This is a genomic window from Enterobacter sp. FB (assembly GCF_000805795.1).
In the GTDB taxonomy this organism is placed as follows: Bacteria; Pseudomonadota; Gammaproteobacteria; order Enterobacterales; family Enterobacteriaceae; genus Enterobacter; species Enterobacter roggenkampii.
The window spans coordinates 181,264-196,403 of record NZ_JSZC01000004.1; the positions used below are offsets into that span (position 1 = coordinate 181,264).

Annotated in this window: 13 protein-coding genes and 1 pseudogene; 9 read left to right on the plus strand and 5 right to left on the minus strand. The window is 58.9% G+C overall.

The features are described from left to right. Window positions 1-10 precede the first annotated feature (10 nt). Window positions 11-919 carry a 2-keto-3-deoxygluconate aldolase gene (gene yagE / locus PI91_RS01730; protein ID WP_039265338.1) on the minus strand — a complete coding sequence of 303 codons (909 nt, stop codon included), beginning with the start codon at window positions 917-919 and terminating at the stop codon, window positions 11-13. Between the two features lie 223 nt (window positions 920-1,142). Next, the gene (locus PI91_RS01735) at window positions 1,143-1,595 is read right to left on the minus strand and encodes a YhcH/YjgK/YiaL family protein (RefSeq protein ID WP_039265386.1); all 453 of its coding nucleotides are present in this window, start codon (window positions 1,593-1,595) and stop codon (window positions 1,143-1,145) included. A 675-nt stretch (window positions 1,596-2,270) separates the two neighbouring features. On the opposite strand from PI91_RS01735, the gene arcA reads away from it, so the two are divergent. The 5 genes from arcA (at window position 2,271) to PI91_RS01760 (ending at window position 7,455) form a co-directional block, all read left to right on the plus strand. Next, on the plus strand, window positions 2,271-3,491 hold the full coding sequence (gene arcA, locus PI91_RS01740; RefSeq protein ID WP_008501384.1) for an arginine deiminase: 1,221 nt from the start codon (window positions 2,271-2,273) through the stop codon (window positions 3,489-3,491). 10 nt (window positions 3,492-3,501) lie between these two features. Beyond that, entirely contained in the window at window positions 3,502-4,413 is a 912-nt protein-coding gene (arcC, locus tag PI91_RS01745) for a carbamate kinase (protein WP_023293410.1), read from the plus strand. Between the two features lie 26 nt (window positions 4,414-4,439). After that, window positions 4,440-5,444, plus strand: coding sequence for an ornithine carbamoyltransferase (gene argF, locus PI91_RS01750; RefSeq protein ID WP_008501386.1), 1,005 nt, complete (start codon window positions 4,440-4,442; stop codon window positions 5,442-5,444). 47 nt (window positions 5,445-5,491) lie between these two features. Further along, window positions 5,492-6,895, plus strand: a complete 1,404-nt coding sequence (locus PI91_RS01755) for a YfcC family protein (protein ID WP_039265339.1) — start codon at window positions 5,492-5,494, stop codon at window positions 6,893-6,895. Between the two features lie 80 nt (window positions 6,896-6,975). Next, window positions 6,976-7,455 (plus strand): arginine repressor, encoded by a 480-nt coding sequence (locus PI91_RS01760; protein WP_025912003.1) that lies wholly within the window; start codon window positions 6,976-6,978, stop codon window positions 7,453-7,455. Between the two features lie 3 nt (window positions 7,456-7,458). Here the strand turns inward: PI91_RS01760 and PI91_RS25520 are convergent. After that, a pseudogene (locus PI91_RS25520) lies at window positions 7,459-7,576 on the minus strand (hypothetical protein). On the opposite strand from PI91_RS25520, the gene PI91_RS24390 reads away from it, so the two are divergent. From PI91_RS24390 to ridA, 4 genes are all read left to right on the plus strand, one after another. Then, window positions 7,556-7,660, plus strand: a complete 105-nt coding sequence (locus tag PI91_RS24390) for a pyrBI operon leader peptide (RefSeq protein WP_022646880.1) — start codon at window positions 7,556-7,558, stop codon at window positions 7,658-7,660. The pseudogene PI91_RS25520 and the gene PI91_RS24390 overlap by 21 nt on opposite strands. A 34-nt stretch (window positions 7,661-7,694) precedes the next feature. Next, the gene (gene pyrB, locus PI91_RS01765; protein ID WP_023326589.1) at window positions 7,695-8,627 is read left to right on the plus strand and encodes an aspartate carbamoyltransferase; all 933 of its coding nucleotides are present in this window, start codon (window positions 7,695-7,697) and stop codon (window positions 8,625-8,627) included. A 12-nt stretch (window positions 8,628-8,639) separates the two neighbouring features. Continuing rightward, window positions 8,640-9,101, plus strand: coding sequence for an aspartate carbamoyltransferase regulatory subunit (gene pyrI, locus PI91_RS01770; RefSeq protein WP_008501390.1), 462 nt, complete (start codon window positions 8,640-8,642; stop codon window positions 9,099-9,101). A gap of 73 nt (window positions 9,102-9,174) precedes the next feature. After that, the gene (ridA, locus tag PI91_RS01775; RefSeq protein WP_008501391.1) at window positions 9,175-9,561 is read left to right on the plus strand and encodes a 2-iminobutanoate/2-iminopropanoate deaminase; all 387 of its coding nucleotides are present in this window, start codon (window positions 9,175-9,177) and stop codon (window positions 9,559-9,561) included. Window positions 9,562-9,612: 51 nt separating this feature from the next. On the opposite strand, the gene PI91_RS01780 is transcribed toward ridA, so the two are convergent. Both PI91_RS01780 and mgtA read right to left on the minus strand, forming a co-directional pair. Further along, window positions 9,613-11,997, minus strand: coding sequence for a beta-N-acetylhexosaminidase (locus PI91_RS01780; RefSeq protein WP_039265340.1), 2,385 nt, complete (start codon window positions 11,995-11,997; stop codon window positions 9,613-9,615). A 199-nt stretch (window positions 11,998-12,196) separates the two neighbouring features. Then, entirely contained in the window at window positions 12,197-14,905 is a 2,709-nt protein-coding gene (gene mgtA, locus PI91_RS01785; protein ID WP_032664564.1) for a magnesium-translocating P-type ATPase, read from the minus strand. Window positions 14,906-15,140 lie beyond the last annotated feature (235 nt).

Below are 15,140 nucleotides of genomic sequence, written 5' to 3' on the forward strand. Positions count from 1 at the left end.
ATCGTCCGGCTCAGCAGAGCTTGAGCTGTTGCAGCAGGGTTTTCAGCTGCGCCTTACGCGGCTCGTCCAGCGCAGAGGCGGGCGGCAGCACGTGCGTGGAAATCGGGCGGCCACAGAGCACGATCGCCTCTTTAATGACGTTCACAAACGGCGTATCCAGCTGATACATCTGAGGAATTTGCAGTAAGGTCTGATGATACTCAGCCGCTTTCGCCACGTCTTTATCCCGCCAGGCTTTCAGAAGATTCACCGACACCTGCGGGGCAAAGTTGCCGCTGGCCGAGATCGCCCCGTCGCCGCCGAGCAGCAGGGTATTAAACAGATGATCGTCGTAGCCGCACAGCACGGTGAAGTGCGGATGGGCGGCTTTGACGGTATGGTTCATGCTGCGCAGATGGGCGACGGAGTCGATGGTGTCTTTAATGCCGACGATGTTGCTGCGCGAATCGGCCAGGGTTTTCACCAGCGCCGGGGTCAGATCCTGCCCGGTCAGCGCCGGGAAGTTATAGAGCATCACCGGCAGCGTGACGCTGTCCGCCACCTGCTCGAAATAGCGGATCAGGTTCGCTTCCGACACTTTCCAGTAGTAAGGGTTGATCACCACGATGCCGTCCGCCCCCGCCTGCTGCGCGTGCTGGCTGAGCGCAATGGTTTCCCGCGCGTTGGTGCCGCCGGTGCCGATCAGGACCGGCACGCGACGATCGACATGATCGATCGCAAATTGGGCAATGGTTTTACGCTCTTCGGCGCCGAGCTGGGAGAACTCGCCGCCGCTGCCCAGGAAGAACAGGCCGTCAACGCCTGCTTTGATGAGATCGTCGATCAGCGCGGCGGTGCCCTGCTTATCGAGTTGGCCATCGGCAGTAAAAATGGTGGAGACAGGGGGAATGATTCCCGTAAACAACGCGGACTGCGGCATGAGATCTCCTTGCTGAATCATTTTGTTCTACATTATAGAACAGCGTTCATTAATTTAACGATCATACTATGACGCAGAAAAAGGAGAGGTAAATGGGAAGGGAAGAAGGAGTGCGGGAAATTTAAGCTGGATCACAAATTGGAAGGGGCGGCCTGATGCCCTCACCCTAACCCTCTCCCACAGGGAGAGGGAACTTTTACACCCTCTCCCCTTGGGAGAGGGGTTACTCTACAAGCATCTTCACCACCACTTTCCTGACCTTAGCAGGTGCCCCCACCGCGCACAGCGGCTTGTGCACCTCACCCGGCCAGAACACCACAAAATCCCCTTCGCTCAACACGACGGTTTTCTCCTGCTCGCCTTCCGGCAGGAACGCGATGTCTTTGTCCGCCAGCCAGTCGGTGTCCGGCGTGCCGGGCGGCAGGGTGCTGAATGTCATCCCTTCCTGTCCCTTCATCACGATCTGAATATCCAGATAGCGCGCGTGGTACTCGGCGCGACGCTCGGCGAACGGCTGGGTTGTATCTTCAGAGACCAGATAAAACAGACTGTTGCCGTTGACGTCGTGCTTGCCGAGCGGCGTCGCGTCGGTGACGTGAGATTTAACGTGCTCAATGGCCTGACGCAGATCCTCAGGCAGCCAGGACTGCAGATGGTGGATGTTGCCGATAATCATCAGAATACCCTCAATATAAAACAACGTTTCATTTTTATCTTTTATACGAGAATCCCGACTGCCATACCAGCGCTTTTTAGACGGGTTTTGCGCGAACGCATGTTTATCGGGAATGGTGTTAATTTGCTGTTAAGCCCTCGCAGGCATTTATGCAGTCATTATGCATATCTTCAGTTCTTCGTTATCACGGCCTTGCGCTAACTTACTGATCGTCATGCCTTAACAACAAAACTCGCTACAGCTTCACATTTTATCACTTTGATAATTTGCTATTAAATTCAATAAATATTTATTGATTTTCCTTAAGCCAAAAATAGTTAATTAGCAATATTGCATAGTCATTCCACACAACCAATAAAAACATTTAAAATCAACAGCTTAACAAAATATTTCAAAGCATTAAATTCTACAAAACACTAACAACTGCAAATAATGACAACGGATAGTGCTTAGCTATTCACCTCGCCAGAATAGCCAATTAATCATTATCTGATGCGAATCATGCTAATGAAAATAAACCGCTTAATATCCATTTTCGCGTGAGCAATATCACAATACGGATTATTTAACTGCCTAGTATGAACCACGAAATCAATTGAGCTTAGCCGCCATGCAATTAAATACATCACATGGCGCATGCCCTTTTTATTCTGAAAAACAGTTAAAGGAATAATTATGGAAAAGCATTACGTCGGTTCTGAAATTGGTCAATTGCGTAGCGTTATGCTGCACCGCCCAAATTTAAGTCTGAAACGCTTAACGCCATCAAACTGTCAGGAGCTGCTTTTCGATGACGTGCTCTCGGTTGAGCGGGCGGGTGAGGAGCATGACATCTTCGCCAACACGCTGCGTGAGCAGGGGGTGGAAGTCCTGCTGCTGACCGACCTGCTGACACAAACCCTTGATATCGCTGAGGCGAAAGCCTGGCTGCTGGAGACGCAAATCTCTGACTACCGCCTCGGCCCAACCTTTGCTGGCGACGTGCGCGGCTGGCTGGCGGATATGCCGCACCGGGAACTGGCGCGCAGATTAAGCGGCGGATTAACCTACGGTGAAATTCCGGCAGCCATTAAAAATATGGTGGTGGATACCCACACGGCGAATGATTTTATTATGAAGCCGCTGCCGAACCATTTATTTACCCGCGATACCTCCTGCTGGATCTATAACGGCGTCTCTATTAACCCAATGGCCAAACCGGCGCGTCAGCGTGAAACCAATAACCTGCGGGCAATATATCGCTGGCACCCGGCGTTCGCCGACGGCGATTTTATTAAGTATTTCGGCGACGAGAATATTAATTACGACCACGCCACCTTAGAAGGCGGTGACGTATTAGTGATTGGCCGCGGCGCGGTATTGATCGGCATGTCCGAACGCACGACGCCGCAGGGCGTGGAGTTTCTCGCCAACAGCCTGTTCAAACACCGTCAGGCCGAGCGCGTGATCGCCGTTGAGCTGCCAAAACACCGCTCCTGCATGCACCTCGACACCGTCATGACCCACATCGATGTGGATACCTTCTCCGTCTACCCGGAAGTGGTGCGCAAAGACGCCCAGTGCTGGACGCTCACCCCGGACGGACGCGGCGGCCTGCTGCGCACCCAGGAAACCGACCTGCTGCACGCCATCGAGAAAGCGCTCGGCATTAACCAGGTACGTCTGATCACCACCGGCGGCGACGCCTTTGAGGCCGAACGCGAGCAGTGGAACGACGCCAACAACGTCCTGACCATCCGCCCCGGCGTGGTGATCGGCTACGAGCGCAACGTCTGGACCAACGAGAAATACGACAAAGCGGGTATCACCGTACTGCCCATCCCGGGCGACGAACTCGGACGCGGCCGCGGCGGCGCGCGCTGCATGAGCTGCCCGCTGGAACGCGACGGAATTTAAAGGAGCCATCATGGAACGAAAACCCACTCTGGTTGTGGCCCTGGGCGGCAACGCGCTGCTCAAGCGCGGCGAGCCGCTGGAAGCGGAGATCCAGCGCCAGAACATCGAGCAGGCTGCCCGCACCATCGCCGGCTTAACGGCGCAGTGGCGCGTGGTGCTGGTGCACGGCAACGGCCCGCAGGTCGGGCTGCTGGCGCTGCAGAACAGCGCCTACGACAAAGTCACGCCCTACCCGCTGGACGTTCTTGGCGCCGAAAGCCAGGGAATGATCGGCTACATGCTCCAGCAGGCGCTGAAAAACAGCCTGCCGCAGCGGGAGGTGAGCGTTCTGCTCACCCAGGTAGAAGTGGACGCCGCCGACCCGGCCTTCAGCAACCCGACCAAATACATCGGCCCGGTGTACAGCGAAGCCCAGGCAAAAACGCTGGCCGCGGAGAAAGGCTGGGTGTTTAAAGCCGACGGCAGCTACGTCCGCCGCGTGGTGCCCTCTCCGCAGCCGAAGCGCATCGTTGAGAGCGACGCCATCACGGCGCTGATCCAGCGCGACCACCTGGTGATCTGCAACGGCGGCGGCGGGGTGCCGGTGGTGGAACAGGCCAACGGCTATCGCGGGATCGAGGCGGTAATCGATAAAGACCTCTCCGCCGCCCTGCTGGCGCGCCAGATCGAAGCCGATGCCCTGCTGATCCTCACCGATGCCGACGCGGTGTACCTCGACTGGGGCAAACCAACCCAGCGTCCGCTGGCGCAGGTGACGCCGGAGCTGCTCAGGGGCATGCAGTTCGACGCCGGATCGATGGGGCCGAAGGTGGCCGCCTGCCGCGAGTTCGTTGAAGCCTGCAATGGGATAGCCGGGATCGGCGCGCTGGCCGACGGCGCGGAGATCCTCGCGGGCGAGAAAGGCACGTTGATTCGTAACTGAACACTCATTTTAAAAAGGATTTACCCATGACCATCAACCTGAAAAACCGCAACTTCCTCAAACTGCTAGACTACACCCCGGCGGAGATCCAGTACCTGATCGACCTCGCCATCGAGCTCAAGGCCGCCAAAAAAGCCGGGCGCGAGAAGCAAACCCTGGTCGGGAAAAACATCGCCCTGATCTTTGAAAAAACCTCCACCCGCACCCGCTGCGCCTTCGAAGTGGGCGCGTTCGACCAGGGCGCGCAGGTCACCTATCTCGGCCCAAGCGGCTCGCAGATTGGCCATAAAGAGTCGATGAAAGACACCGCCCGCGTGCTGGGCCGCATGTACGACGGCATCGAATATCGCGGCTACGGCCAGGCCATCGTTGAAGAGCTGGGCGAGTACGCGGGCGTGCCGGTATGGAACGGGCTGACCGACGAGTTCCACCCGACCCAAATTCTCGCCGATCTGATGACCATGCTGGAGCACTCCCCGGGCAAAACCCTGCCAGAGCTGAGCTTTGCCTATCTCGGCGACGCGCGCAACAACATGGGCAACTCCCTGATGGTCGGTGCGGCCAAGATGGGGATGGATATCCGCCTCGTTGCGCCGAAATCCTTCTGGCCGGAGGCAGGCCTGGTTGAGCAGTGCCGCGCCATTGCGAAAGAGACGGGCGCGCGCATCACCCTCACCGACGACGTGGAAGAAGGCGTGCAGGGGACCGATTTCCTCTACACCGACGTGTGGGTCTCCATGGGCGAGCCGAAGGAAGCCTGGGCCGAGCGCGTCAGCCTGATGAAGCCGTATCAGATTAACGCCCAGGTCATGAAGGCCACCGGCAACCCGAACGTCAAGTTCATGCACTGCCTGCCCGCGTTCCACAACGAGCACACGAAGGTGGGCCGCGAGATCGAGATGGCGTACGGGCTGAAGGGGCTGGAGGTGACGGAAGAGGTCTTCGAATCACCGAACTCCATCGTCTTCGACGAAGCAGAGAACCGCATGCACACCATTAAAGCGGTCATGGTGGCGACACTCGGCGACTAATCACCGCCCGGCGCGCCGCGGGGTGCGCCGGGTTTCAGGAGAACATCATGGGCAAGTTCAAGTTTCCCTCCGCTTACACCATTCTCTTTTTTCTGATTGCCGTCGTGGCCGTGCTGACGTGGATTGTCCCGGCCGGGCAGTACCATATGGCAATGAACGAGGCGCTCGGCAAAGACGTCCCCGTTGCAGGCACCTACGCGCACGTCGCGGCGCATCCGCAGGGGCTGGTTTCGGTGCTGATGGCGCCGATTGCCGGGCTGTACGATCCGGAATCCGGCCAGGCCGGGGCGATCGACGTGGCGCTGTTTATTCTGATCATCGGGGGATTCCTCGGGATCGTCACCAAAACCGGGGCGATTGACGCCGGGATCGAGCGTGTGACCACCCGACTGCGCGGACGCGAGGAGTGGATGATTCCGATCCTGATGGCGCTGTTTGCCGCAGGCGGCACGATTTACGGTATGGCCGAAGAGTCACTGCCCTTCTATACCTTACTGGTGCCGGTGATGCTGGCCGCGCGGTTCGATCCGGTTGTCGCCGCCTCTACCGTGCTGCTCGGGGCGGGGATCGGCACCCTCGGCTCCACCATTAACCCGTTTGCCACGGTGATCGCCGCCAACGCCGCCGGGATCCCCTTCACCAACGGCATCACCCTGCGCGTGGCGCTGCTGGTCATCGGCTGGATCATCTGCGTGGCGTGGGTGATGCGCTACGCCCGCAAGGTGCGTAAGGATCCCTCGCAGTCCATCGTTGCAGACAAGCAGGAGGAGAACCTCGCCCATTTCCTCGGCAACAAGGGCGAACAGTCCCTGGAATTCACCCCGGTGCGCAAAATCATCCTGGTGATTTTCGCTCTGGCCTTCGCGGTGATGATTTACGGCGTGGCGGTGCTGGGCTGGTGGATGGCGGAGATTTCAGCGGTGTTTCTCGCCAGCGCGATCATCGTCGGCCTGATTGCCCGCATGAGCGAAGAGGAGCTGACGTCGACGTTTATCAACGGCGCGCGAGATTTGCTGGGCGTCGCGCTGATTATCGGCATCGCGCGCGGTATCGTAGTCATCATGGATAAGGGCATGATTACCCACACCATTTTGCACAGCGCGGAAGGGCTGGTCAGCGGGTTGTCCACGGTAGCGTTTATCAACGTGATGTACTGGCTGGAAGTCGTGCTGTCGTTTCTTGTGCCTTCTTCATCCGGCCTGGCCGTTCTGACGATGCCGATCATGGCGCCGCTTGCTGATTTCGCTAACGTCAACCGCGACCTGGTGGTTACGGCTTACCAGTCGGCCTCCGGCATCGTTAACCTCGTCACGCCGACCTCTGCGGTGGTCATGGGCGGGCTGGCTATCGCCCGGGTACCTTACGTGCGCTACCTGAAATGGGTGGCGCCGCTGCTGGCGATCCTGACGGTGGTGATTATGGTGGCGTTAAGTCTGGGGGCGTTGTTGTAATTTGCCGGATGGCGCTGCGCTTATCCGGCCTACGGATCGGTGCGGTGTCACCGGTTATTTCGGGAACTGATATGGGAAACATGATGGATTACGAAGAGTACTCTCCCAAAGAACAGCTGCAGCTCACGGTGTGCCAGCGTTTGATCGCCGAAAAGAGTTACCTTTCGCAGGAAGAGATTCGCCGCGACCTGCAGGAGAGAGGGTTTGACAGCATCAGCCAGTCGACCGTTTCGCGATTGCTGAAGTTGCTCGGAGTCATAAAAATTCGAAATGCCAAAGGGCTAAAGATTTATTCGTTGAATCCTCAGCTGCGCCCTGCCCCCGACGCCGCGCGTACCGTTTCGGAAATGGTGGTCAGCGTTGAGCATAATAGCGAGTTTATCCTTGTCCATACCGTCGCCGGATATGGCCGCGCGGTGGCGCGTATTCTGGATTATCACCAGCTTCCGGAAATTTTAGGCGTGGTGGCCGGCAGCAGTATTGTCTGGGTCGCCCCCCGGGTGGTGAAGCGCACCGCGCTGGTGCATAAGCAAATTAATTATTTACTCAGAACGCATTAATATTCACAAAGAACCGTTTGCATTGAGTAAAGCATGCATTAAATCGCTTGATCCGAAAAGCGAGCTGCGTATAATGCCCGACAATTTGCCGGGAGGAAGCATGGTCAAGCGTGTACGACATAACGTCTTACCGCGTCTGAAATCAGACGCTGGCCTGCCGTTTTTCTTCCCGTTGCTAAACCTATTCCCAGAGCCCCTCATTTGAGGGGCTTTTTTTTGCCCGGCGTCAGGAGATAAACATGAATCCGCTTTATCAAAAACACATCATTTCCATAAACGACCTCAGCCGCGAAGAGCTGGAACTGGTTCTGGAAACCGCGGCAAAACTGAAGGCCAATCCGCAACCGGAGCTGCTGAAGCACAAGGTGATTGCGAGCTGCTTCTTTGAAGCCTCGACCCGCACCCGCCTCTCCTTTGAGACCTCCATGCACCGCCTGGGCGCGAGCGTGGTGGGCTTCTCTGACAGCAGCAACACGTCGCTGGGTAAAAAAGGCGAGACCCTGGCGGATACCATTTCAGTGATTAGCACCTACGTCGACGCGATTGTGATGCGTCACCCGCAGGAGGGCGCGGCGCGCCTGGCGACCGAGTTCTCCGGCGGCATTCCGGTGCTGAACGCCGGTGACGGTGCCAACCAGCACCCAACACAGACGCTGCTGGATCTGTTCACCATTCAGGAGACGCAGGGCACGCTTGAGAACCTGAATATCGCCATGGTTGGCGACCTGAAGTATGGCCGCACCGTCCACTCCCTGACCCAGGCGCTGGCGAAATTTAACGGCAACCGCTTCTACTTCATTGCCCCGGAGGCGCTGGCGATGCCGCAGTACATTCTCGACATGCTGGACGAGAAAGGCATTGCGTGGAGCCTGCATGCCAGCATCGAAGAGGTGATGAGCCACGTGGATATTCTGTACATGACCCGCGTGCAGAAAGAGCGTCTGGATCCGTCCGAATACGCCAACGTGAAGGCGCAGTTCGTGCTGCGCGCCAGCGACCTGGAAGGCGCGCGCGACAATATGAAGGTCCTGCATCCGCTGCCGCGCATCGATGAGATCACCACAGACGTGGATAAAACGCCGCACGCCTGGTACTTCCAGCAGGCCGGGAACGGCATCTTCGCTCGCCAGGCGTTACTGGCACTGGTTCTGAATCGCGAATTAGCTCTGTAAGGGGAGACGACCATGACACACGATAACAAACTCCAGGTTGAAGCCATCAAGCGTGGCACCGTGATTGACCACATCCCTGCGCAGGTGGGCTTTAAGCTGCTGACGCTGTTCAAACTGACCGAAACTGACCAGCGCATCACCATCGGCCTGAACCTGCCGTCGGGCGAGATGGGCCGCAAAGACCTGATCAAAATCGAGAACACCTTCCTGACCGACGAGCAGGTTAACCAGCTGTCGCTGTACGCGCCGGACGCCACCGTCAACCGCATCGACGAGTACGAAGTGGTCGGCAAATCCCGCCCGAGTCTGCCAGAACGTATCGAAAGCGTGCTGGTCTGCCCGAACAGCAACTGCATCAGTCATGCTGAGCCGGTTTCCTCCAGTTTCGCAGTGAAAAAGCGCGCGAATGACATCGCACTCAAATGTAAATACTGCGAAAAAGAGTTTTCTCATTATGTGGTGCTGGCCAACTAATTGAGGTTGGTAATGAAATCCCGGCTGTTATAATGGCCGGGAACATTCTTAACGCTGTAATTCTGGAGAAAACATGAGCAAAGTACTCGCGACGGAAAATGCACCAGCCGCTATCGGCCCTTACGTTCAGGGCGTTGATCTGGGCAGCATGATCATCACTTCAGGTCAGATCCCCGTAAACCCAAAAACCGGCGCGGTGCCGGAAGATGTCGCGGCGCAGGCGCGTCAGTCGCTGGAAAACGTGCAGGCTATCGTGGAATCTGCCGGCCTGAAAGTGGGTGATATCGTGAAAACCACCGTGTTCGTGAAGGATCTGAACGATTTCGCGACCGTTAACGCCACTTACGAAGCGTTCTTCACCGAGCATAACGCCACCTTCCCGGCGCGCTCCTGCGTGGAAGTGGCGCGTCTGCCAAAAGACGTGAAAATTGAAATCGAAGCGATTGCCGTTCGTCGCTAATTCGCTTTGGCGATGAAAAAAGGCAGCCCAGGCTGCCTTTTTTGTTGCTTGCTACTGATTCCGCGTGGCGCGCAGCAGCGTCTCCAGCGGGTACACCGCCGCAATCACCACTTCGTCCTGCACCTTCGCCGCGTTATCCAGCTCGCTCTGAATCGAGGCGATCTCTTTGTCATCTAGCGTGCCCTGACGCGCCACCAGGTCGGTGAGCCGCAGGCCAATCGACGCCAGCTTATCCACCTCCTGGATCACCGGCTTCATCGCCTTCAGCTGATAGCTGTTTTCGCTTAAGGCCAGCGCGTCGCTGGTGTTGCTCTGCCAGCGGTTAAAGACGTGGCGCAGGGCGTCGGCGCTTTCCGTGTCTTCCGCATCGCTCACCAGACGGTCCGCCCACTTGTGCATCTGGCGCACAGTGGTGCTTTCGGCGTTCAGCGCATCCGCAAAGCGGTTGAGCGGCTCGAACTGATGGTAGTTTCCGGCCTGGAACTTCAGGTGCTGGCGGGTGTAATACTGAGCCGGTTCAATCGCCTGCGCGAGGACCTGCAGCGGCAGGGTGTCGGCATTACCGGTGAGGCGCGTGAACTGCACCTGCTGCTGGGTATGCTGCTGCAGCCCGACCGACACCGTCGACCAGCTGTCCATCGCCTGCAGGCGGGTGTACATGTTGTCGACGTCGTTGACGTCCTGCGCGGACCAGAGCCGCTCCGCCACCGCAAACGTACGCGGCCACAGGCGAATATCCAGCACCGGCGCCACCACGTTTTCCGCCCACAGCGCCGCTTCGCCGCCGAGCAGGTTGGACTGGTTCGCCACGTCCGGCACGACGGGCGGAACGCCTTTCGGCACGTCGTCCAGACGCGTGCCGCTAATCGGGTAGCGCGTATTCCCGACGAGGAAATAACCGGAGAGTTTGTCGTTATCAACGGTGACAACCGGGCGCGTTTCGCCCATCCAGGTATCGACGGTGAAGGTCACCTGATTGTCATCCCGCCATTCAATATCCTGCACCGCGCGGCGGGATTTCCCGGCAAAATCAATAAACCCGCGCCAGCCGGCCTCCCCTTTCACCAGCGTGAAGCTCCCCTCCACCGGCTTGCCCTTCAGGCGCGGCATGGAGAAGGCCCAGCTCTGGGCGCTGTCGGTGTCCGCTATCACATCCACGCCGTTTAACCCCTGCGGGACGATCTCGTTGCGGTAGTGATAGGCGGTGGACTGGGGCTGGTCGAGATAAAAGCCGGTCGACAGAATGCCCTTGTAGCCGTTCTGCGCCACCTGCCCCAGCGCGTCCTGGCCCTGCCAGGACTGGATCAGAATGCTTTTCGGCAGATCGGGATGGTAGATCTCATCCCAGCCGACCATCTGGCGGTGATGCTTCTCGAGGATCGTTTCCAGCCTGCGGTTGAAGTACGCCTGCAGCGCGTGGCTGTCCGCCAGCCTGTTGTCGCGCATAAACTGCTGGATGGCCGGATTCGCTTTCCACTGGCTGTCGTCCACCTCGTCGCCGCCGATATGCAGATACGGATCGGGGAAGATCGCCGCCAGTTCGCTGACCATCGCGTCGGTAAAAGCGTAAGTTGCGTCTTTTGTGGGATCCAGCACCGGCTTCAGCACGCCCCAGTGGCGTTCCATGGCGTACGGCCCCGGGGCGCTCATCAGCTCCGGGTAGGCCACGGCAATCGCCGAGGCGTGGCCCGGCATGTCGATCTCCGGCACCACGCGAATGCCGCGCTCGGCGGCGTAACGCACCACCTCGCGCATCTGCTCAGGCGTGTAGAACAGCCCGTAGCTGGCAAGCTGGGTTAATTTTGGATAACGCTTCGAGCTGAAGCGCCAGCCCTGGTCGTCGGTCAAATGCCAGTGCAGCACGTTGAGCTTCGCCGCGGCCATGCCGTCGATCTGACGTTTAATATCCGGCAGCGGGAGAAAGTGGCGTGCCGAATCGAGCAGCAGCCCGCGCCACGGGAAGCGCGGTGAATCTTCAATGGTCACCCACGGGATCGAGGTGTTTTCCGCCCCGTTCTGCACCAGCTGGAGCAGGGTTTCCATGGCGCGCAAGGCACCGAAGCGGGTGTTGGCAGAGATGTTCACGCCGTTGGCGTCCACCGTGAGCTTATAGCTTTCATCGCTGTCCGGCAGCGGCTGCGGCTTCACCTTTTTAGCGATGGCGATGCGGATAGTTGGTTTGTCTGGCTTTTCAGCCTGAGGCTGCAGCGTCCAGCCGGTTTGCAGGGCGATGCGCTGGCGCAGTCGGTTCACCGCATCACCGAGATCGTCCCCGCTGACGCTTACAGAAACGTTGTTGCTAAGCACCAGTGCGCCCTGGGTGGTCGGGCGTTCGACCTTCGCAGGCCAGGGCATTAAGGGGAGATCCCCTGCCGGGGCGGCAAAGGCAGAGGCGCCGAGCATCAGCCCGGCGGTTAAGAGGCTGTACCGTAACATGAATGTTCCTTATCTGACGGGCCAAATAAAGGCAAAACATTCTGTTAACATGCGCTCAATTTGTCGTCAAGCGAATGCGCCGACGGAGATCACAGGTTGTTGAATTTGGGAGGAAAGCTATTGCCGGGTGGCGGCTTCGCCTTACCCGGCCTACGTTCGGATCGTAGGCCCGGTAAGCGCAGCGCCACCGGGCTTGCCGTTACTGCCACCCATACCGACGCGCATAGAACCCTTTCACCATCTGGGTCAGCACCATATAACCGGCGAGGATCGCCACCAGCCACGGGAAGTAGCTCAGCGGCAGCGCCTGCAGCTGCAGGTAGCTTGCCAGCGGTGAGAACGGCAGCGCGATGCCGAGCGCCATCACAATGCCCGTCATCATAATCAGCGGCCATGCGGCGCGGCTCTGGATGAACGGAATGCGGCGGGTGCGGATCATATGCACAATCAGCGTCTGCGACAGCAGCCCCACCACGAACCAGCCGGACTGGAACAGCGTCTGGTGTTCCGGGGTGTTGGCGTGGAACACAAACCACATCAGGCAGAAGGTCAGGATGTCGAAGATGGAGCTGATCGGGCCAAAGAACAGCATAAAGCGCCCAAGATCTGCCGGGTTCCAGTGCTGCGGCTTCTGGATCTGCTCGTCGTCCACGTTATCAAACGGGATCGCCACCTGAGACACGTCATACATCAGGTTCTGGATCAGCAGGTGCAGCGGCAGCATCGGCAGGAACGGCAGAAACGCGCTCGCCACCAGCACGCTGAAGACGTTACCGAAGTTGGAGCTGGCGGTCATCTTGATGTACTTGAGCATATTGGCAAAGGTACGGCGCCCTTCGATCACGCCCTCCTCCAGCACCATCAGGCTCTTTTCCAGCAGAATGATATCCGCCGCTTCGCGGGCAATATCCACCGCCCCGTCTACGGAGATACCGATATCCGCCGCACGCAGGGCGGGCGCATCGTTGATGCCGTCGCCCATGAAGCCCACCACGTGCCCTTCTCGCTTAAGCAGGGTGACGATACGCTCTTTGTGCATCGGCGTCAGGCGAGCAAACAGCGTCGTGCGCTGGGCCAGCTTCGCCAGTTCGTCATCAGAGAGACGTTCAATATCGCTCCCCACCACCACGTCGCCCGCGTCCAGCCCAACCTCGTGGCACACTTTGGCCGCCACCAGCTCGCTGTCGCCGGTGAGGATTTTCACGGTAATACCGCTCGCCTTCAGCGCCTTCAGCGCCGGGGCGGTGGTCTCTTTCGGCGGATCGAGGAAGGCGATGTAGCCCTCGAGGATCAGATCGGATTCGTCAATACGCTGGTAATCCCCCTCCCGCGCGGGCAGGAACTTGCTCGCCACCGCCACCACGCGCAGCCCCTGACGGTTGAGGTTGTCGGTGACGCGCTTGATGCGGCGCAGCATGGTGTCGTCCAGCGGCACGATGTCGCCGTTATAGCGCACCTGCGTCGACACGTTGAGGATCTCCTGCAGCGCCCCTTTGCAGATCAGCTGATGCACGTTCGGCTGCTCGCTCACCACCACCGACATACGGCGGCGCTCGAAGTCGAACGGGATCTCATCCACCTTCTGCCAGCGGCCGGAGAGCGTGCGGGCGGCCTCCTCGTCCACGCCTTCCAGCACGGCGACGTCGAGCAGGTTTTTCAGCCCGGTCTGGTAGTGGCTGTTCAGCCACGCGCTGTGCAGCACGCGCTCGCTGGTTTTGCCGGAAATGTCGGTGTGGTTCTCCAGCACGATTTTATCCTGCGTCAGGGTGCCGGTTTTATCGGTGCAGAGAATGTCCATCGCGCCAAAGTTCTGGATGGCGTCGAGGTGTTTGACAATCACCTTCTGTTTAGAGAGCTTCACCGCCCCGCGCGCCAGCGTAGAGGTCACAATCATCGGCAGCATTTCCGGCGTTAAGCCGACCGCCACGGAGAGCGCGAACAGCGCCGCTTCCCACCAGTCGCCTTTGGTGTAGCCGTTGATCAGCAGCACGATTGGCGTCATCACCATCATAAAGCGGATCAGCAGCATGCTGACGCGGCCAATCCCTTTCTGGAAGGCATTCGGCTCGCTCTCCTGCTCGCTGACGCGCCCGGCAAGCTGACCAAACCAGGTGTTGCCCCCGGTGGCGGTGACAATCGCCTGCGCGGTGCCGCTGACGACCGTGGTCCCCATAAAGCACAGGGTGTCGCACTCGAGCGGGTTCATCTGCTGCGGGTCGCGGCTGCGCGCCACCTTCTCAACGGGGAGGGATTCGCCGGTCAGGGAAGCCTGCGCCACAAACAGATCGCGCGCCTGGATGATGCGTAAATCCGCCGGGATCATGTCCCCCGCGGCCAGCTTCACCAGATCGCCCGGCACCAGCTGGTCGATAGGCAATTCCACCCAGGCGTTTTCGCCGAGATCGTTGATCACGCGCGAGACGGTCGCGGTGTTGCTGACCATCGCCTTCAGGGCGTCCGCCGCTTTGGTGGAGCGGGCCTCCTGAATAAAGTTCAGCAGCGTGGAGATGCCCACCATCAGGGCAATCACCCCTGCGGCAAACAGATCTTCCGTCGCGTAGGAGATGAGGCCGAGCACGGTCAGCAGCAGGTTGAACGGGTTGCGGTAGCAGAGCCACAGATGCACCCACCACGGAGAGGGCTTTTGCGCCGGAATGAGGTTATCGCCATGCACGGCGCGGATTTTTTCCACTTCTGCCGCGTTCAGCCCTTCCGGGTGTCCGCCAAAGGCGCGCCAGACTTCGTTTTCATCCATCGCCGCCACGTTCAGGCAGCGTTCGGTCAGGGACGCGGGGATCGCCGCCCCCGCCATGTTTTTGGCGTTTGGCAGCGGGTCGCGCTGAACAAGACGGTGTGGCAGGTGGCGGCTCAGCAGGGCCTGCAGCTGCCGGGTGATATTTTTAAACATCGTCATTCCTCCGCATCCGCAAAGGCGGACGCAGCATTTCCTTCAGGCGTGGCAAAGCCGTACCTGAGAGGCACTCAATTTTTCAAGCAGGAACGTTTGGGACGCTGCTGCCTCACATCACCGGTGAGTCAGCAACAGGCTGGCTTACCGGAAAGAACGCATTCTCCCGTTCAGGAGAGGTGTGGGATCGGGATCCATGAAGCCTCCGGTAAGTAAAAAGTAGGGTGTCGCCGCG